Annotated in this window: 12 protein-coding genes; 7 read left to right on the top strand and 5 right to left on the bottom strand. The window is 70.4% G+C overall.

What is annotated here, in order from left to right; translation table 11 throughout:
• Positions 1–6: 6 nt before the first annotated feature.
• Complete coding sequence (locus WMF44_RS43825; protein WP_437295986.1) at positions 7–1,269, bottom strand: LeuA family protein; 1,263 nt, start codon at positions 1,267–1,269, stop codon at positions 7–9.
• 158 nt (positions 1,270–1,427) lie between these two features.
• Between WMF44_RS43825 and WMF44_RS43820 the strand changes: the two genes are divergently transcribed.
• The 6 genes from WMF44_RS43820 to WMF44_RS43795 all read left to right on the top strand — a co-directional run bounded on the left by WMF44_RS43820 (position 1,428) and on the right by WMF44_RS43795 (position 8,908).
• Positions 1,428–3,722 (top strand): heme lyase CcmF/NrfE family subunit, encoded by a 2,295-nt coding sequence (locus WMF44_RS43820; protein ID WP_437295985.1) that lies wholly within the window; start codon positions 1,428–1,430, stop codon positions 3,720–3,722.
• Entirely contained in the window at positions 3,719–4,291 is a 573-nt protein-coding gene (locus WMF44_RS43815; protein ID WP_012240781.1) for a cytochrome c-type biogenesis protein, read from the top strand. The genes WMF44_RS43820 and WMF44_RS43815 overlap by 4 nt, the downstream gene beginning before the upstream one ends.
• Positions 4,288–5,037 (top strand): hypothetical protein, encoded by a 750-nt coding sequence (locus tag WMF44_RS43810; RefSeq protein WP_437295984.1) that lies wholly within the window; start codon positions 4,288–4,290, stop codon positions 5,035–5,037. The genes WMF44_RS43815 and WMF44_RS43810 overlap by 4 nt, the downstream gene beginning before the upstream one ends.
• The gene (locus tag WMF44_RS43805) at positions 5,034–6,620 is read left to right on the top strand and encodes a carboxypeptidase-like regulatory domain-containing protein (protein ID WP_437295983.1); all 1,587 of its coding nucleotides are present in this window, start codon (positions 5,034–5,036) and stop codon (positions 6,618–6,620) included. The genes WMF44_RS43810 and WMF44_RS43805 overlap by 4 nt, the downstream gene beginning before the upstream one ends.
• A 30-nt stretch (positions 6,621–6,650) precedes the next feature.
• Entirely contained in the window at positions 6,651–7,523 is an 873-nt protein-coding gene (locus WMF44_RS43800) for a formylglycine-generating enzyme family protein (protein ID WP_437295982.1), read from the top strand.
• Positions 7,524–7,660: 137 nt separating this feature from the next.
• A complete protein-coding gene (locus WMF44_RS43795) occupies positions 7,661–8,908 on the top strand; it encodes a CinA family nicotinamide mononucleotide deamidase-related protein (protein WP_437295981.1) in 1,248 nt (415 codons plus the stop codon).
• Between the two features lie 40 nt (positions 8,909–8,948).
• Here the strand turns inward: WMF44_RS43795 and clpB are convergent, their stop codons facing one another.
• From clpB to dnaN, 4 genes are all read right to left on the bottom strand, one after another.
• Positions 8,949–11,558, bottom strand: a complete 2,610-nt coding sequence (gene clpB / locus WMF44_RS43790; protein WP_437295980.1) for an ATP-dependent chaperone ClpB — start codon at positions 11,556–11,558, stop codon at positions 8,949–8,951.
• Between the two features lie 175 nt (positions 11,559–11,733).
• Positions 11,734–14,229 (bottom strand): DNA topoisomerase (ATP-hydrolyzing) subunit B, encoded by a 2,496-nt coding sequence (gene gyrB, locus WMF44_RS43785; RefSeq protein WP_437295979.1) that lies wholly within the window; start codon positions 14,227–14,229, stop codon positions 11,734–11,736.
• A gap of 444 nt (positions 14,230–14,673) precedes the next feature.
• Positions 14,674–15,825: a DNA replication/repair protein RecF gene (gene recF / locus WMF44_RS43780; RefSeq protein ID WP_437295978.1), complete on the bottom strand. Its 1,152-nt coding sequence runs from the start codon at positions 15,823–15,825 to the stop codon at positions 14,674–14,676.
• A complete protein-coding gene (gene dnaN, locus WMF44_RS43775) occupies positions 15,822–16,952 on the bottom strand; it encodes a DNA polymerase III subunit beta (protein ID WP_012240773.1) in 1,131 nt (376 codons plus the stop codon). Before dnaN ends, recF begins: the two co-directional genes overlap by 4 nt.
• 755 nt (positions 16,953–17,707) lie before the next feature.
• On the opposite strand from dnaN, the gene WMF44_RS43770 reads away from it, so the two are divergent.
• Positions 17,708–18,880 (top strand): serine/threonine-protein kinase, encoded by a 1,173-nt coding sequence (locus tag WMF44_RS43770; RefSeq protein WP_437295977.1) that lies wholly within the window; start codon positions 17,708–17,710, stop codon positions 18,878–18,880.
• Positions 18,881–18,898: the final 18 nt, after the last annotated feature.

Genomic DNA, 18,898 nt, shown 5'->3' with positions numbered 1-18,898 from the left:
CCGAGATCAGGCCTGGCGGCCGCGGTGCAGCTCGATCACGGCCTGGATCTCCTGCTCGGACAGGATGTGATCCGTGGCCTTGGCCTTCGCCAGGATGGCGTCGACGAGCTCCTTCGAGGGCTCGATCCTCCGCTGCCGGAGCCAGTAGTTCACGTTGGAGGCCCCGGACATGTAGCCCACGCAGATCTCCTGCTTTCGCCCGAACATGCCGGCGGGGACGCCGGAGTAGATCCGGTCGGCCATCCAGGAGTCGCCCTTCGACTCGGCCTTGATGATGGCCGCCGCGTGCACGCCGGTCGCCGTGCGGAAGGCGTCCCGTCCGACCAGGGGATAATTGATGGGCACCTCCCAGCCGACCGCCTTCGCCGCCGTCGTGCAGTACTCGAGGAGGTGGGTGAGGTCCTGGTGCTCGAGGAGGCCGAGGAGCTTCATGTTGAGCAGGATGAGCTCCATCGCGGCGTTGCCGACCCGCTCGCCGATCCCGAGGGCGGTGCCGTGCACCCGGTCCGCGCCGAACTGGAGCGCCCAGATCGCGTTCTCGAGCGCGAGGCCGCGATCGTTGTGGCCGTGCCAGTCGATGCCGACCGACGCCCCGGCCCCCGCGACGATGGCCCGCGTGAAGTTGATGAGGTTGCGAACCCCGTCCGGCGTCGCGTGCCCGACGGTATCGCAAAGGCACAGCCGGGTCGCGCCGTGATCGATGGCGACCTTGAAGAGCGTCGCCAGCACCTCGGGGCGCGAGCGCGTCGTGTCCTCCGTGACGTAGGCGACGGGGAGCCCGGCCTTCACGCCCGCGTCGATCGCCGCGGCGCTCCGCTGCGCGATGAGCTCGACGTCCCACGCCTCCGCGAGCTGGCGGATCGGGCTCGATCCGATGAAGGCGTAGATCTCCACAGGGATCCCTGCGCGCTGGGAGATCTCGATCATGGGCGTGATGTCCGAGACGACCGTGCGGCCTGCGCAGGCGATGCGGAGCGGCAGGTTGTTGTCGGCCACCTCCCTGCACATCCGGAGCACGTCCTCGAACGCGCGCTGCGAGCTGCCGGGCAGGCCGACGTCGGCGATCTGGATACCGATCTTGGCCATCAGGTGGAGCAGCTTGAGCTTGCTCTCGATGTTCGGATCGGCGACCGAGGGGTTCTGCAGGCCGTCGCGCAGGGTCTCGTCGAAGAAGCCGATGTTCTCCGGGATGACCCGCCCGGCGCGACCCACCTCGTTCCAGTCGTAGATCAGCTCGGTCGGGCGGTTACCGGAGGCAGCGATCGCCATGCACTATTATAGTGCGCCTCGCTCGACGCCGGGCCTTGAGCGAAGCTTTTCCGGGGCGCTCGACATGACGCACGGCGCAGGTGAAGGCGGGCGATCGGTGGCGCGCTGCGGTGCGCTGGCCCTGCGCGCCCGGCAAGCCTAAGCTTGCGCCCACGACGATGTGGCAATCCCTACCTGAGTTCGGGACCGGCGTCCTTTACGCCATTCTGGTCACCGCGGCGTATACCTTCGCCGTCGGTCTCGCGTCGGCGCGCGGGCGGCCGCGGCTGCTGCAGGCCGCGCGGCTCGGCGCGTACGGCACGATCGCGCTGGTCGGCCTCGCGGTGCTGGTGCTGGCGTACGCCTTCGTCAGCCACGATTTCCGGATCGCCTACGTCGCGCAGTACAGCGACCGGTCCATGAGCACGCCGTACCTCATCGCCGCGCTCTGGGGCGGGCAGGACGGCTCGCTGCTCTGGTGGATGTTCCTGACCGCGTTCTTCTCGGGCACCTGCGTCGTCTGGCTGCAGCGCCGGTACCTGGAGCTCCAGCCCTACGTCATCGCGACGCTGATGAGCGTCCTGATCTTCTTCGCGGCGCTGATGATCTTCGCGGTGAACCCGTTCCGGACGAGCGTGGCGGGCGCCCCGCTCGACGGCAACGGGCTGAACTACCAGCTGCGCAACTTCTACATGATCATCCACCCGCCGAGCCTCTACATCGGCTTCACGAGCGCGGCGGTCCCGTTCGCGTTCGCGATCGCCGCGCTCGCCACGGGCCGGCTCGACAGCGAGTGGATCGTGGCGACGCGCAAGTGGATGCTCTTCTCCTGGCTGTTCCTCTCCATCGGCAACGTGCTCGGCATGCTGTGGGCTTACGAGGAGCTCGGCTGGGGCGGCCCGTGGGCCTGGGATCCGGTCGAGAACGCCGCGTTCCTCCCGTGGCTCACCGCGAGCGCCTACGTCCACTCGACGATGATCCAGGAGCGCCGCGGCATGCTGAAGGTGTGGAACGTCTCGCTCATCTGCGGGACGTTCTTCCTCACCATCTTCGGCACCTGGCTCACGCGGTCCGGCCTCATCGCGAGCGTCCACTCGTTCGCCCAGTCCGGCATCGGCATCTGGTTCGTCGGCTTCATGGCCGTGATCGTGGCCACGTGCACCGCGCTCATCGTCTACCGCCTGCCGCGGCTGCGCAGCGACGGGCAGTTCGAGTCGATGCTGTCGCGCGAGGCCGCGTTCCTCTTCAACAACTGGGGCCTCTTCAGCATCATGATCTTCATCGCGGTCGCGACGGTGTGGCCGCGCATCAGCGAGTGGCTGCTCGACCAGAAGTCGACGCTCGGGCCGACGTTCTACAACATGTGGCTGCCCCCGGTCGCGCTCGTGGTCTTCCTGCTCATGGGCGTCGCGCCGCTGCTCGGGTGGCGGAAGACGTCGCCGGAGCTCTTCCGGAAGAGCTTCCGCTGGCCCGTGCTGGTCACGGTCGTCACGGCGGCGCTCCACCTGACGCTCGGGAAGAGGGTGGGCTTCGCCCCGTTCGTCGCCGTGGACCCGATCTACCCCGGCCAGCTCGGCGACGCGCTGGCGAAGCTCGCGTCGACCTACCCGTTCTTCACGGTGGCCATCGCCGCGTTCAACATCTCCGTGGTCGTCCAGGAGTTCGCCCGCGGCATCGCGGCGCGGCAGAAGCGCGGGAAAGAGCCGCTCTTCACCTCCTTCTACAACCTCATCGCCAGGTCGCGGCGCCGCTACGGCGGCTACATCGTGCACGTCGGCATCGCGGTGATGTTCCTCGGGTTCGCCGGCCGCGCGTGGGGCGTCGACAAGGAGATCAGCCTCCACCCGGGCGAGTCCGTGCAGATCGAGGAGTACCGCCTCACCTACGCGGGCCCGCGCATGGAGGTCGACAGCGAGAAGCGGATGGTCTTCGCCGACCTCGACGTCGAGCGCCACGGCGCGCCGATCGGCCGGATCAGCCCGGCGAAGTTCATCTACAAGGCGTCCCCGGAGGCGCCTTCGACCGAGGTCGCGCGGCACATCACCGTCAAGAACGACCTCTACGTGATCATCGGGATGGCGAACCCCCAGACGAAGGTCGCTTCGTTCCAGATGCACGTGAACAACCTGATCTCGTTCATGTGGTTCGGCGCGGGCATCCTCATCCTGGGGGCCCTCGTCGCGATGTGGCCCGACATCACGCTCGAGGAGGCCGGCGCGTTCGGTTATGTGCGGGCGGCGGGGTCCGTCACCGCGTCGGTCGTGTTCGCCTTCCTGCTCGCCGGCGGCCCGTCGCAGGCCTACGGGCGCCCCGTCCAGCAGGGGCTCGGGCGGCCTGTCCTGGTCGCGCCCGGCGCGGCGGACGGCGACGTCCGCGCCCCGGGCTCCGGCGCGTCGCTTGATCCCGGGCGGTCGCCCGCGAAAGGTGCCATCCTCCCGACCGCTGCCGAATCGAGGCAGCCGGCGTTCGAATGAGCCGCACACGAAGACTCATCCAAGGCATCACCCTCCTCGTCGCGGGCGCCCTCGCCCTCGTCGTCCTGCTGCGCTCGCCGGAGTTCGCCCACGGGCAGCAGCTCGGCGAGGGGATGCAGCGCTCGGGCGTCGTCGGCATCGCGAACGACATCGAGCGCAAGCTCTTCTGGAGCCTGATCTGCACGTGCGGCTGCCCGCGCGAGACCCTCGGGACGTGCACGTGCGGCACCGCGCACGAGCGCCGCGACCAGCTCCGCGCGGCGCTCGCGTCGGGGCTGTCGATCGAGGCCATCCAGGCCGCCTACGCCGAGCGCTACGGGGCGGAGGCGCTGGCCGTGCCGCCCAACAAGGGGAGCCAGCGGCTGCTCTACCTCCTCCCGCTCGGCGCCATCGTGGTCGGCGCGGGCATCGTCGTCGCGACGCTGCGCCGATGGAAGCGGCGCAGCGACGAGGCGGGCGCCGCCGGCCAGCAGCCGTCCCCGAAGGGCGTTGTCCCCGGCGCCCGTGACGATTACGACGACAAGCTCGACGAGGAGCTCAAGAGCCTGGACCGCGAAGACCGCGAATGAGCGCCGAACAGCCCGCCAAAAGCGCCACCTCGGCCACGGCCGACGAGACCGTGACCCGGGGTACTGACTCGCCGCTGGAGCGGCAGATCGTGCACTACGCCCGCTTCGGGGCGCCGCTCGCGGCGCTCGTCGGCGCCGGCGTCGCGGGGCTCGTCGCCGGGCCGCCCGCGGCGATCCTCGTGCTCGCTGGCGGCGCGCTCGTCGCCGTCATCGCCATCTTCTGGGCGAGCCTCCGCGTGCTGATCGGCGAGACGCCGCTGAGCGGCGCCGACGCGTACGCGATCGGCGCGCCGCGCGCGGAGGAGGAGCAGAAGCAGGCCGTCCTGCGCGCGCTCAAGGACCTCGAGTTCGAGCGGAGCGTCGGGAAGATCAGCGACGAGGACTACGCCGAGCTCGTCGCGAAGTACCGCGCCGAGGCGAAGCGGCTCCTCCGCCTGCTGGACGCCGACGCGCAGCCGCGGCGCGAGCAGGTCGCGGCGCTCGTGGCGAGGCACCTCCAGCGCGCCGGGCTCCAGGACGACGGCACGCCCAGGGAGCCGGACGAGGCCGCGGCGGCGGCGGAGCCCGCGGCGACGCAGGGCGTGGCGTGCGGGGAGTGCGGCACGCTGAACGACGAAGACGCGGTGTTTTGCAAGAAGTGCGGGACGAAGCGCGCGCTCGGCGCGCCTCAGGACGACCCGGCTGCGACGGACGACGCCGCGGCCAGCGTCGATGAGGATGAGAACGACCGCAGGAGGGCCTCGTGATGCGCTGGACCGGGTGTACCGCGCTCGCCGCGATCGCCTCGCTGAGCATCACCGCCGCGCAGGCGGTGCAGGCGCAGCCGGCGGCGTCGGCGCAGCCCACGGCGGACAAGGCCGCGCCGGCGCAGCCCGCAGCGGGGGCGCCGGGTGCGAAGCCGGCGGCGGCGGCGGGTGCGAAGCCGGCGGCGCCGGGCGGCGCCGGTGGTCCTGCTGCGACCTCGACGGCCGCGGCGGCGGACGCGGGCGCGCCCGACGCTGCGAGCGAGCTCCCGCCGGGGCATCCCGAGGTCGGGCAGGCGCTGCCTTCGGGCCATCCGCCGGTGGGGAAGCCTCCCGCGGCCAATGCGGCTTCCCGGCGCGCCTCGGAGCAGCTGACGGGCATGTTCGATGCGCCCGATGACACCGTCCAGGAAGACACAGGGCTCCCGCCCGGCGTCCTCGTGCTCACCGTGCAGGACGCGGATGGGAACCCCGTCCCTCGCATCTCCGTCGACATCGACATCATGCAGAGCTCGGTGACGAAGGGCGACTCGCGCGAGCGCATCAGCCGAGAGACGGACGACGCGGGCACCGTCCGGCTCGAGAACCTCGCGATCGCCGGCGGCACGAGCTACGGCATCTCGGTCACGCGCGACGGCGGAACGTTCTCGATCCCGCATTTCGGGCTCAGCGCCGAGGCCGGAAAGCGGGCCGTGCTCCACATCTACGACGCCACGCCGAACGTGAGCGGCCTGATGGTCGGGACGCAGGGCATCGTCTACCTCCAGCTCCGGCAAGACGCGATCTCGGTGGAGCAGCTGTTCCAGGTCTTCAACCTCGGCCGCGTCGCCTGGCTGCCCAACGAGACGTTCGCGCTCCCGCGCGACTACAAGGCCTTCAACAAGACCGAAGGCATGGGCGAGGAGATGCGCTTCGACGAGGTGAAGGGCACCGGCGCGGCGCTGCGCGGCACCGTGAGCCCTGGCCGGCACGAAGGGCAGTTCCGCTGGCAGGTCCCGCTCCATGGCGAAGAGCGCCAGACGATCCGCATCGAGCTGCCGCCGCGCATCGCCCAGATGCGGGTGATGGCCGAGGCGTCGAGGTCGATGACGCTGAACGTCGCCGGCTTCCCCGCGGCCCAGCGCACCCAGAACCGGGACGGGAAGAAGATCCTGATCACCGAGATGCAGGGCACCCGCATGGAGGGCGGGATGAAGGTCATCGAGATCACGCTCGGCGGTCTGCCGACGCCGGGCGTGGGCCGGTGGATCGCGCTGGTGCTGGCCGGCGCGACCGTGATCGGCGGGGCCGCGCTCAACCTGGTCCGGCGGCGCGACCAGGACCGCGGGCCCGACGACGAGGAGCGGCGGGAGCTGCTCGAGGCGCGCAACGCGCTCCTCGACGAGTTCGTCGAGCTCGAGCGCGCGCGGAAGCGGGGCGACGTCGGCCCGAAGACGTACGATCGCGTCCGTGCGGCGCTCCTCGACGCGCTCGCGCGCATCGTGGCCATGATCGAGGCCAGGCCGGCGCGCGGGAAGGCCGCTGGCGCGCGCGGGAAGGTTGCTGGCGCGCTCAAGGCCGACGCCGCCGGATCGCCGCGCTCCTGAGGGGTGGGGGCAGCACCGGACGTCGGGCGGATGCCGCGGTGGAAGGCCGGCCTCGCCGCGGGCGCGGCCCTCCTGATCGGCGCCATCGTCGCGCTCGCGCTCCATCGCGCGGAGCCGCCGGCGCGCTGCGCGCCGGGGATGGTCGCGCTCGGCCCGCGGTGTTGCGGCGAAGGCCAGCGCCTCGACGACGCCGGCCGCTGCGCAGGCGCGCCGGCGCGATGCAGCGCCGGCCTCACGGTGACGGCCGCTGGCTGCGTCGCGCCGGGCGCGGCCGTCCGCATCGCCGCCGGGACGCTGCGCCTCGGGCCAAGCGACTGGGAGGCGCAGGGCATCGTCGACCCGCGCGCTGTGTTCGTCCCGGCGTTCTCGCTCGACGCGTTCGAGATCACCGAGCAGCGCTACGCCGCTTGCGTCGAGGCCGGCGCGTGCGCCCCGCTCCCGCTGCGCGGCGAGCCCGGGGTCCCCGTCACGGGCGCCACCCTGGCCGAGTCGGCTCGGTATTGCGCCTTCGCGGGCGGGGCGCTCCCCTCGCGCGATCAGCTCGCCTTCGCCGCGGCGGGCGACGCGGGCCGGCGGTACCCGTGGGGAGACACCGGCGCGGTCTGCCGGCGCGCCGCCTTTGGCCTGCGCGCGGGCCCGTGCGGCTGGGGCGCGACGGGCCCCGAGCTCGCCGGCTCGCGCCCCGACGGCGCCGCCGTGCACGCGGGCGGTCGGGTGTTCGATCTGGCCGGCAATGTTGCCGAGTGGGCGGCCCCTGATCCGCTCGAGGGCGAGTTCTCTGGAACTCACGGCGGATCCTGGATGGATGGGGCCGCGGCGGCGCTCCGCACCTGGAATCGTCGCCTTGTCCCGGTATCCACCCGAGCGCCGGATCTCGGCTTCCGGTGTGTCTATCCACCGTAGCGCTCGCAGGCGCGCCCCGCTCGGCGGCGGGCGGGTGGGGGAGGGGATGGCGGACAAGATCACCCCGCTTTCCGACCGCAAAACAATCCGGAAACGCGCTCCGGCGGCGCCGGATGGAGTTAGAGTCCCAAGTCCCAATGGCTGTCGCGCTTCTCTCGATCGGGACCGAGCTCACCCGCGGCGAGATCATCAACACCAACGAGGCCTGGCTCGCTGCCGAGCTCACCGCAGCGGGCTTCACGGTCAGCGAGTCCAGCACCGTCGACGATGACGTCGATCGCATCGTCGCCGCGGTCCGCCGGCTCGCGAGCGCGCACCGGCTGGTGATCGCCACCGGCGGCCTCGGCCCCACGACCGACGACCTCACCGCGCGGGCCGCGGCGCGCGCGATGGGCACCGACCTCGTGCGCGACGAGAGCACGCTGCTCGCCATTCGCCGGCGCGTCGAGAGCCGGGGCAAGACGATGAACGCGGGCCACGAGAAGCAGGCCGAGGTCCCCGCCGGGTCGGAGATCCTCCCGAACTCCGCCGGCAGCGCGCCCGGCTTCGGCATCCACCTGGGCGAGTCCACCGTGTTCTTCCTCCCGGGTGTGCCGCGGGAGATGAAGAGCATGTTCGCCGAGCAGGTGCTGCCGCGCGTGCGGCCGGCCGCGCCGAACAACACCTTTCAGGTCCGCCTCCGCACCTACGGCCTTCCCGAGTCCACGCTGGGCGAGCTCCTGAAGGGCGTGGAGGAGGCCTATCCCGGCATCACGCTCGGCTACCGCGTTCACTACCCGGAGGTCGACGTGAAGGTCCACGCCCGCGCCGCCACGCAGTCGATGGCGCACGACCTGGCCCTGAAGGCGACGGCCGATGTCCGTGGGCGGCTCGGCACCGCCGTGTACGGGGAGGGGGGCGACGCCTTCCCGGAGATGGTGGGGCGCTCCGTGCGCGCCCGTGGCTGGAGGCTCGCCGTGTCGGAGTCGTGCACGGGCGGCCTGATCTCCCACCTGCTCACCAGTTATCCGGCGAGCGACTACCTGGTTGGCGCCGCGGTCACCTACGCGAACAGCGCCAAGACGCGGCTGCTAGGCGTCGCGGAGGACACCCTGCGCGGCCACGGCGCCGTGTCGGCCGAGGTCGCCGCCGAGATGGCGCAGGGCGTCCGCCGCCTCTGCGAGGTCGACGTCGCCATCTCCGTGACGGGCATCGCCGGCCCGACGGGCGGCACGGCGACCAAGCCGGTGGGCCTCTGTTACTGGGCTGTGTCGCACCCCGGCGGCCTCGTCGTGCGCGACCGCGTGTTCTCGGGGGATCGCGAGGAGGTCCAGCTCGGCGCCGCCTACGCCGTCCTGGACCTCCTCCGCCGCATCGCCGGCAATCTCCCTGAGCGCTCTCCCTGAGCGCTGACGCTGGCCGAGCGCTGACGCTGGCTGGCGAGCGTCAGTTCGGCGCTGCGCGCGTGAAGGTGAGCCCGCCGGCCCCGCGCTCGATCCGCACCGTGTCTCCCTGCTTGAACTCGCCGGCGAGGATCCGCTTCGCGAGCTCGTCCTCGATGCTCCGCTGGATGGCGCGCTTCAGCGGCCTCGCGCCGTACTGCGGATCCCACCCCTGCTCGATGAGGTAGCCCTTCGCCTCCGACGAGATGGTGAAGAGCAGCCCGCGTCGATCCAGGCGCTTTCGCAGCAGATCGAGCTGGATATCGACGATCTGCTCCATCTGCTCGCGCGCCAGCCGCCGGAACACGATGAGATCGTCGAGGCGATTCAAGAACTCCGGGCGGAAGTGCTTCCGCACCTCCTCGATGACGGCCCTCCTCACGAGCTCGGCCTTCTCGTCCGCCGGCAGGTTCGCTCGCTCCTCGATCGCCGCGGCCGCCGGCGTCCCGAGGTTCGATGTCAGGATGATGATCGTGTTCTTGAAATCGACCGTGTGCCCCTGGCCGTCGGTCAGGCGTCCGTCATCCAGCACCTGGAGGAGCGTGTTCCAGATGTCCGGGTGGGCCTTCTCGATCTCGTCGAACAGCACCACGCTGTAGGGCCTCCGGCGCACCGGCTCCGTGAGCTGGCCTCCCTCCTCGTAGCCGACGTAGCCGGGCGGCGCGCCGATCAGCCGGGCCACCGCGTGGCGCTCCCCGTACTCGCTCATATCGAGCCGCACCATGGCCCGCTCGTCGTCGAAGAGGATCTCGGCGAGCGCGCGCGCGAGCTCGGTCTTGCCAACGCCGGTCGGCCCGAGGAACAAAAACGATCCGATCGGCCTGCGCTCGTCGCCGAGCCCGGCCCTCGAGCGCCGGATGGCGTTCGACACAGCGCGGAGCGCGTCCTCCTGCCCGACGACGCGCCGGCGCAGCTCCTCCTCGAGGCGCAGCAGCTTCTGCATCTCGCTCTCGAGCATCTTGGAGACGGGGATCCCGGTCCATTTCGAGACGACCGCGGCGATGTCCTCGTCGGTGACCTCCTCCTTCAGGTAGCTCTGCTTCGACTGCACCTGGGAGAGGGTGGCGCGGATCGACTCGAGCTTCTTCTCGATCTCCGGGATCTTGCCGTAATGGATCTCCGCGGCGCGCCCGAGGTCGCCCGCGCGCTTCAGCCGCTCCTCCTCGAGCCGGAGCTCCTCGATCTGCGGCTTGAGCCGGCGCAGCTCGGAGATGAGCTCCTTCTCGCGCATCCACTGCGCCCGCATCGCGTCGCGCTGCCCCTGGAGATCGGCGATCTCGCGCCGCACCTCGTCGAGGCGGACCTTGCTCGCCTTGTCGCTCTCGCGCTTGAGCGCCTGTTCTTCCATCTGCAGCTTGAGCAGATCGCGCTCGACCTGATCGATCGGCGTGGGCAGGCTGTCGATCTCCATACGGATCTTCGAAGCCGCCTCGTCGACCAGATCGATCGCCTTGTCGGGCAAGAAGCGCTCGGTGATGTACCGGTTCGACAGGACGGCGGCCCCGACGAGCGCCGCGTCCTGGATGCGGATCCCGTGGTGGACCTCGTACTTCTCCTTGAGGCCTCGCAGGATGGCGATCGTGTCCTCGACGCTCGGCTGCGTGACGAGCACCTGCTGGAACCGCCGCTCCAGCGCCGCGTCCTTCTCGATCCGCTTGCGGTACTCGTCGAGCGTGGTCGCGCCGATGCACCGGAGCTCGCCGCGCGCGAGCGCCGGCTTCAGCATGTTGGCCGCGTCCATGGCGCCCTCGGCCGCGCCGGCGCCCACCAGCGTGTGGAGCTCGTCGATGAACAGGATGATGCGGCCGTTCGAGCCCTCGATCTCCTTGAGCACGGCCTTCAGCCGGTCCTCGAACTCCCCGCGGAACTTCGAGCCTGCGACCATGGCGGCGAGATCGAGCGCCGCGATGGTCTTGTCCTTGAGCGACTCCGGCACGTCGCCCGCGACGATGCGCTGCGCGATGCCCTCGACGATCGCCGTCTTGCCGACGCCGGGCTCGCCGATGAGCACCGGATTGTTCTTGGTGCGCCGCGAGAGCACCTGGATGACGCGCCGGATCTCCTCGTCTCGGCCGATCACCGGATCGATCTTGCCCTGTCGAGCGAGCTTCGTGAGATCCCGTGTGTACTTCTCGAGCGCCTGGAACTTCCCCTCCGGGTCCCGGTCCGTCACGCGCTGATTGCCGCGCACGGCCGCGAGCGACGAGAGGAGCTTGTCGTACGAGAGCCCCGCTCGCTCGAAGATCGATTGGATCTCCTTGTCGGCCTTGATGCCGGCGAGCAGGACGTGCTCTGTCGAGATGTACTCGTCCTTGAGCGCCTTCGCCTCGTCTTCGGCCTTCTGCAGGACCGTGAGCGCGCGCCTCGACAGGTTCGGCTCGGCGCCGCCGCTGACGCGAGGGTAGGTGTCGATCTTCGCGTCGAGGAGGCGCAGCACGCCTGCCGGATCGGCGCCTGCCTTCTGCACCAGAGGCGCGCCGACGCCGCCGTCCTGGCTGACGATCGCCCGCACAAGGTGCTCGGGATAGAGCTCGGGGTTTCCCCGACGGCTGCCGAAATCGACAGCGTCTCGTATGGCCTCTTGGGCCTTCGTCGTCATTCGGTCGATTTTCATGGCCCCTCGAAGCTAAGGCGGGTGCCCCGCCTAGCAAGGGGACAGCCAGGCAAGCGGCTTGCCGCGCCGCACGCCCGGGCGCGGAGCCGGGGCCGCCGCGCGGGGCGCCGCGGGGCGCGCAGACGCCGCGCCGGGCGCGCAGGAGCCGCGCGCCGGCGACGCGGGAGACGCGGGCTCAGATATCGAGGTTCTTCACGTTGAGCGCGTTCTGCTCGATGAAGTTGCGCCGCGGCTCGACCTGATCCCCCATCAGGATCGTGAAGAGCTCGTCCGTCTTCACCGCATCGTCGATGCGGACCTGGAGGAGAGTCCGGGCGTCCGGGTTCATCGTCGTCTCCCAGAGCTCGTCGGCGTTCATCTCGCCGAGGCCCTTGTAACGGCTGATCGAGATGCCCTTCTTGCCGCGCTCCTCGATGTACTCGACGAGCGCCTCCCCGTTCTCGATGGTCTCCTCGCCGCTCGAGGTGCGCGCCCGGTACGGGGGCGCGCCGATGGACCGGAGATCCTGCTCGATCGACCAGGCTTCCTGGTACTCCGGCGAGTTCACGAGATCCCAGTCGATGACGCTCTTTCGCGCGCTCGCGCCCGGGCGCGGCACGACCTCGATCCGGCTCGTCCCGTGCTCCGTGTCCCGGGGCGTCGACAGCGTGAGCGGGAACAGGTCCGGATAGCGCTGCTTCAGGTAGGCGCGGAGCTCGTCGGCGGCCTCGGCGACCTTCTTGGTCTCGCGCAGATCGTCGCGCCCGAGCCCGCTGGACCGCAGCAGCGCCGCCACGATCCGCGCGTCACAGCGCTTGTCGATGTTGGAGAGCACGGCGCGGAACCGCTTCAGCCGCTGCGCCAGCCGGTAGAGCGGCTGGCCCGCGATGCCCGTCTGGGCGCCGCTGGCGACGATCTCGAGCCCGTCCACGGCGTTGCCCACGAGGAACTCGTCCAGGGCGCCCTGGTCCTTCAGGTACAGGTCCCGCTTGCCCTTGCGCACGCGGTAGAGCGGCGGCTGCGCGATGAAAAGGTACCCCTTCTCCATGATCTCCGGCATCTGCCGGAAGAAGAAGGTCAGCAGCAGCGTGCGGATGTGGGAGCCGTCGACGTCGGCGTCCGTCATCAGGATGATCTTCTGGTAGCGGAGCTTGTCGATCTCGAAGCCGCCGGCGTCGTTGATCCCGCAGCCGAGGGCGGTGATCAGCGTGCCGACCTCGGCGGAGCTCAGCATGCGGTCGAGCCGCGCGCGCTCGACGTTCAGGATCTTCCCCTTCAGCGGGAGGATCGCCTGGAAGTGCCGGTCGCGCCCCATCTTGGCGCTGCCGCCGGCGCTCTCGCCCTCGACGATGTAGATCTCGCTCTTCTCCGGGTCCTTGGACTGGCAGTCGGCCAGCTTGCCCGAGAGCGAGGTCACGTCGAGCGAGCCCTTGCGGATCACCTCGCGCGCCTTGCGGGCCGCCTCGCGCGCCTTCGCGGCGACGACCGCCTTCTCGATGATCTTCTTCGCGCTCTGGGGGTTCTCCTCGAAGTACTGCCCGAGCTTGTCGCTGACGGCGGCCTCGACGATGCCCTTGACCTCGCTCGACACGAGCTTGGATTTCGTCTGCGAGTCGAACGACGGGTCCGGGTGCTTGATGCTGAGCACGCACGTCAGGCCCTCGCGCGCGTCCTCGCCCTGAAGGCCCTGCTTCAGCTCCTTGAAGAGGTTGTGCGCGCTCCCGTAGTTGTTGATCGTCTTCGTGAGCGCGGCGCGGAGCCCGGTGAGGTGGGTGCCGCCGTCCTTGTTGTGGACGTTGTTCGTGTAACAGAAGATGGCTTCCGTATAGGAGCCATTCCACTGCAGCGCGACCTCCACGCCGACCGGCGGAGCCGCGCTGCCGCGGCCGTTCGCGCCGTCGCCCGTGGCGCCGACCTCGTGCTGCGACACGAAGCTGATCACGTCGTCGTGAATCGGCTCCTTGGTCTTGTTAAGCAGCGACACGAACTCGGAGATGCCCCCCTTGTACTCGTAGATCTCCGCTCTCCCGTCGGGGCGCTGGTCGTGGAGGTGGATGATGAGCCCGGCGTTCAGGAACGCGAGCTCGCGCAGGCGGCTCGCGAGGATGTCGAAGCTGAACTCGACCGTGCTGAAGACGACCGGATCGGGCTTGAAGGTGAGCTTCGTCCCCGTCTTGTCCGTCACGCCGATCCCCTTGAGCGGCGCCTTCGGCACGCCCCGGGCGTACTCCTGAAACCAGAGCTTTCCTTCGCGCTTGATCTCGAGCTTCAGCCACTCGGAGACGGCGTTCACGGCGCTCACGCCGACGCCGTGCAGGCCCGCAGAGACCTTGTAGCTGGAGTTGTCGAACTTGCCGCCGGCGTGGAGGACGGTCATGACGACCTCTGCCGCGCTCACGCCCTTGGCGTGCATTCCGACAGGGATCCCGCGGCCGTTGTCCTCGATCGACACCGAGCCGTCGAAGTGGACGGTGACCCTGATCTCCGTGCAGGCGCCGGCGAGGTGCTCGTCGACCGCGTTGTCGACGGCCTCCCAGACCAGGTGGTGGAGCCCCGATCCGTCGTGCACATCGCCGATGTACATGCCGGGTCGCTTTCGCACCGCTTCAAGGCCTTCGAGCGCCGTGATGCTGTGGGCGTCATACGACGCCTTGGTGAGGTCGGTCGGCTGGCTCAGGGTGGGTTCCGTCATCTCGGTCCTGGTGGCGCGCCCGCCGCCTCTCACCGGGGGCGCAGAGCGGCGGAGGCCGCTCGGATTGCCGGAGTTCTTGCAGTGGAGGGGCCGGCTCGATGGCAGCTCGTCTGGTGAGATCCGGGCGCCGCGGCCGCGGCGTCGGATCGACTCCGGGGCCATGAGCGTTCACGCGCGGACCGCTCGTCGATGCCCCGTAAAGACTGCGGAAATGTAGCCGAAATCAGGGGCTCGGGCAAGCGTTTCGCCGGGTCCGGAAGGCTCGTAACACCGTATTTTCGGTGCCCGTCGCGGGCGCGTCCGAAGCATCCCAACTCGCGCGCTCCGGGGCCGGGATCAACGCGTTTGACGGCGGTCGCGGCGCGGTCGGCGGACGTTCGTCCATCGCGCGCGCCATGCGCCGCGCGCCGCGGCGTCCGGCAGCCGGCGCGCCCCCGACGAACGTCAGCCGACCGCGCCGCCTTCGACGTGGAAATCGCGCCGCTCCGAGGAAGGTACGCCCGGCGTGACGATGAGATCGCGCCGCGTGGTCGTCAGGAATACCTGTCCGCGCGCCATTCCGAGGAACATGAACAGCGCCGCGGTCCGGTCGGGATCGAGCTCGCTCGACACATCGTCGAGCAAAAGAATGGGTTCTACGCCCCGGACGGAAGCGATGGCAGCGGTCTCTGCTGCTTTGAGCGCGAGCGTGAGGGCCCTGTGCTGGCCCTGGGAGGCGACGACGCGGGCGGGGTGGCCGTCGAGCTCGAGCAGCAGGTCGTCTCGGTGGGGGCCGTAGCCCGCGCTCGGCCGGTGCGCGTCGCGGCGGCGCTGCTCCCGCAGCGCCTCGCGCGCCTGCTCGGCGTCGCCGCCGCCGCCCGGCGCGTACCGAGCGGCCAGGGTCAGGTCGGGCGCGGCGATGCGGGCGAAGGCGTGCGTGAGCTCCGGCGCCAGCGCCTGGACGGCGGCCTCGCGGGCGCGGGTCAGCGCCGCGCCATGGAGGGCGCAGAGCGCCTCGAACGCGTCGAGCTCGGCGCTCGCCTGGGCCGGCGCGCCCCCGCCGCGGTGGAGCAGCTCGTGGCGCGCGCGGAGCGCCTGCGCGTAGCGGGCCCGGTGGTCGGCGCTCTGCGGGTCCATGAAGAGCGCCAGGCGATCGAGCAGCGTGCGCCGCGCGCTCGCGGGCCCGGTGGACAGCGCGAGCTCCTCCGCGTGGAACGCGACGACCGGCGATCGCGTCGCGAAGCTCGCCAGGCTCGGGGGCCGGTTGCCGTCGATGCGCACGACGCACCGCTTGTGCTCCACGGCGGCCGTCTGCTCGCGCGCGAGCGGCTGCAGCGCGCCCCGGCGCTCGACGAAGCGCGCCCGCGCGCTCGCGATGGGGGCGCCGTGGCGGACCAGCTCGGCCAGCCGGTGGGTGCGGAAGCTCCTCGAGGTCGCGGCGAAGTAGATCGCCTCGAGCAGGCTCGTCTTGCCCTGCCCGTTGTTGCCCGCGATCACGTTGATGCGCGGCGCGGGCTCGACGTCGACGCGGCCGAGGTTCCGGAACTCGCGGATGTGGAGCCGCTCGAGGAGGAGGCTCGGGGAGGGCCCCTCCCGCTCGTCGGGGGGCGCGCTCAAATCCGCATCGGCATGATGACGGCGACGTAGCTCTGCTGGTTCGACTCGCTGCCGGGCCGGATCACGGCGGGGTCGAGCTCGCCGGAGATGCCGAGGATGACCTCCTCGTCGTCGATCGAGGCGAGCACGTCGAGGAAGTACTTCGCGTTGAAGCCGATGGTGACCTCGGGGCCGCTGTAGTCGACGGCCACCTCGTCGAAGCCGGCGCCGGTGTCGGGGCTCTCGCTGGTGATCCGGAGCGTCCCCGGCGCGATCGACAGCTTGACGCCGCCGGTGCGGTCGTTGGCGGCGAGCGCGATGGCGCGCAGGGCCTCGGCGAACGCGACGCGGGGGGCGCGGACCGAGCGCTCGGTGACGGACGGGATGACCTGCTGGTAGGGCGGGAACTGCGCGTCGACGAGCTTCACCGAGAACTGCATCCCGGCGATGTTGAAGAAGGCGTTCGGCCCGCTCTGGGTGATGGCGACCATCGGGGTCTCCTTCTCGGCGCGCGCCTCCTCGGCGAGGCGGCGGAGCTCCGTGATCGCCTTGAGCGGGATGAGCATGGTGGCCGTCGCGGAGCTGCCCGACACGGTCGCCTCCATCTTGGAGAGGCGATGGCCGTCGGTCGTCACCATCCTGACCCGATCGCCGGCCCACTCGAACAGGGCGCTGTTCACGTGGGCGCGGGTCTCGTCGGTGGAGATCGAGAAGTGGGTCCGGGTGATCAGCAGCGCGAGCTGCTCGACGGGGAGCTCCAGCGAGGGCGCGTCCACCGCCGGGGCGGGCAGCTGCGGAAACTCCGAGCCGGGGAGGCCGGGGAGCGTGTAGCGCCGGGGCGATCCCACGGCCTTGAGCGACGTGTGCGCGCCCTCGGTGGTGGTGATCTGGATCGGGCCATCGGGCATGGCCTTCACGCGCTCCAGCAGGTCCCTGGCCGGGACGGCGACGGTGCCGCCGGTCTTGATGTCCGCGTGGGTCTGGCCGGTGACGCCGAGGTACAGGTCGGTCGCGGCGACGCGGACCGCGTTGCCCTCGGCGGCGAGCAGGACGTTGGCGAGCGCGGGCATCGCGCTCTTCTTGTCCGCCACGCCTTGGCAGCGCGCGACGAGGCGAAGCAGATCTTTCTTGGGGATCACAAGGTCCATAGCCGACTCCGGAGCCGCTCCCTTTAGCAGGGTTATCGCCCGGGGGTGCGCTGGAAATGAGGGCTCGCGTGACCTTGCGCAACGCCTCTTCTTTCCATGAAATAGATAGATAAAGACATCGTCTTCGTCGTAGGCGCTGTGGAGGGCGGGGATAACTCAGAATGCGCAACGAATCCAATGAGTTAGAAGCGGACGCCCTGGGGTAAATGGACCGTCCTCAGGGGTAGGTGGACAGGGGAGAGCTGGCCGATGGCCGATCTCCCCCGTTTTGCCCCCAGGGTTGCCGGCGGGGTTATCCCCAAGGATCCCCCAGGGGGCGTGCGGGGTGATGTGGAACCGAGCGTCGCCTGCGTGCTCTTCCCCGATGCGCTGTGCAGTTCCGAGCAGCACCTGGATGGAGTATTTCAAATTGTACGGACTTGAGTTCGGTGCGGTGCATCCACTGCGGTAGCCACCACGATCTCGCGGTGGTCGTATGTCCGGCGACCGGGCTGCTCGTGGCTCCGAGCGATCCGCCGTCCTCCCGCGCGAGCGCTCGCGCTGGCGTGGCTCCGTTGCAGCCGATCCATCGGCCACCGGCGCATCCTGCCTCGAGGGTGGCGCCACCGTTGCTGCGGTGGCCGGCGGGTGTGGCGCCGGGCTCATCGGTACGTGGCGCGCTGGCGCCAGGCGCGGAGCCGCGTGCCTTCGCGTCACGCGCTCCGTCGTCTGCCGCGGCGGGCTCGCGGACGCCGGCGTGGCCCGGGGGCCGCGGCGTGAGCCCGACCTCTTCCGGGCGCTCGCTGCTCGGCCACGTGATCGGCGACAAGTACGCGGTCACCGCCATCATCGGGGAGGGCGGCATGGGCGCGGTGTACGAGGCGGAGCACCTCCAGATCGGGCGGCTGGTCGCTGTCAAGGTGATGCATCCGCGGGAGACCCAGAAGCGCGAGGCCATCTCGAGGCTGGAGCACGAGGCGCGGGTCGCTGGGCGGATCGGTCATCCCAACATCTGTGAAGTGTACGATATGGGGTGGCTCCCTGACGGCAGTCCCTACCTCGTGATGGAACGTCTCCACGGGGAGACGCTGGCGCAGCGGATCGAGCGCTGTGGTGTCGTTCCGCCGAACGAGCTCGTCGACATCATGCTTCAGGTGCTCTCGGCGCTGGTGACGGCACATGATCGCGGGGTCGTCCACCGTGATCTGAAGCCGGAGAACATCTTCCTCTCGGAGCGCGCCGGCATGTTGCCGGTGGCCAAGCTGCTCGATTTCGGCATCTCCCAGGCCTCGGGCATGGATGGGTCGATGACGGATCCGACCCGCACCGGCATGGTGATGGGCACGCCGTTTTACATGGCGCCCGAGCAGGCACGGGGGGACGTGGAGCTTGACCGCCGGCTCGATCTATGGGCTGCGGGCGTGATCCTGTACGAGGCGCTGACGGGCCAGCGCCCGTTCGTGGCCCGCAATCACAACGCGTTGCTCGTCCAGATCCTCACGCTGTGGCACCGGCCGATGACGGAGCTCGATCCGACGATTCCGCCCGGCCTCTCGCGCCTCGTGGATCGCGCTCTGGCGAAGGCGCGGGATGAACGATTCCAGAGCGCGCGGGAGTTCCTGGAAGGGCTGCGGCGGTTCAAGAACCAGGTGCCTGTGTCACAGAAGCGCCGGCTGGAGCGCGCTGCCGTTCAGAAGTTCGTCGACGAACAGGCCGGCGGCGGCGCTGTGTGTGGACCGAGCGAGCCGGTCGCGGAGACGGATGACGGGCAGCCTCGAGACGATGAGTCGGAAGATCGACCGACGATTCCCTCGCTGAGCCCGCTCGAAGCGGAGGCGGAGCTCTCCGACGATTCCGAGGCGACTGTCGTTGATCCGCCGGCGTTCCCGGAGGACATCACCGCGGTCGTTCAGGGCGAGGGTCGCGCTCGAGGCGGCGACAAGGGCTGACGGGAACGCGAGCGCAGG

Origin of the sequence: Sorangium sp. So ce426 (genome assembly GCF_051475585.1) — a bacterium.
GTDB lineage: Bacteria > Myxococcota_A > Polyangia > Polyangiales > Polyangiaceae > Sorangium > Sorangium cellulosum_B.
The sequence above is the reverse complement of the archived record's forward strand: the minus strand, read 5'-3'. Positions and strand labels throughout refer to the sequence as shown.

What these genes read in the sequence shown, in the direction of transcription:
- dnaN (WP_012240773.1), bottom strand. Translation starts at nt 16,952, where the DNA reads ATGGACCTTGTGATCCCCAAGAAAGATCTGCTTCGCCTCGTCGCGCGC.
- gyrB (WP_437295979.1), bottom strand. Translation starts at nt 14,229, where the DNA reads ATGACGGAACCCACCCTGAGCCAGCCGACCGACCTCACCAAGGCGTCG.
- WMF44_RS43810 (WP_437295984.1), top strand. Translation starts at nt 4,288, where the DNA reads ATGAGCGCCGAACAGCCCGCCAAAAGCGCCACCTCGGCCACGGCCGAC.
- clpB (WP_437295980.1), bottom strand. Translation starts at nt 11,558, where the DNA reads ATGAAAATCGACCGAATGACGACGAAGGCCCAAGAGGCCATACGAGAC.
- WMF44_RS43820 (WP_437295985.1), top strand. Translation starts at nt 1,428, where the DNA reads ATGTGGCAATCCCTACCTGAGTTCGGGACCGGCGTCCTTTACGCCATT.
- WMF44_RS43795 (WP_437295981.1), top strand. Translation starts at nt 7,661, where the DNA reads ATGGCTGTCGCGCTTCTCTCGATCGGGACCGAGCTCACCCGCGGCGAG.
- WMF44_RS43825 (WP_437295986.1), bottom strand. Translation starts at nt 1,269, where the DNA reads ATGGCGATCGCTGCCTCCGGTAACCGCCCGACCGAGCTGATCTACGAC.
- WMF44_RS43800 (WP_437295982.1), top strand. Translation starts at nt 6,651, where the DNA reads ATGCCGCGGTGGAAGGCCGGCCTCGCCGCGGGCGCGGCCCTCCTGATC.
- WMF44_RS43815 (WP_012240781.1), top strand. Translation starts at nt 3,719, where the DNA reads ATGAGCCGCACACGAAGACTCATCCAAGGCATCACCCTCCTCGTCGCG.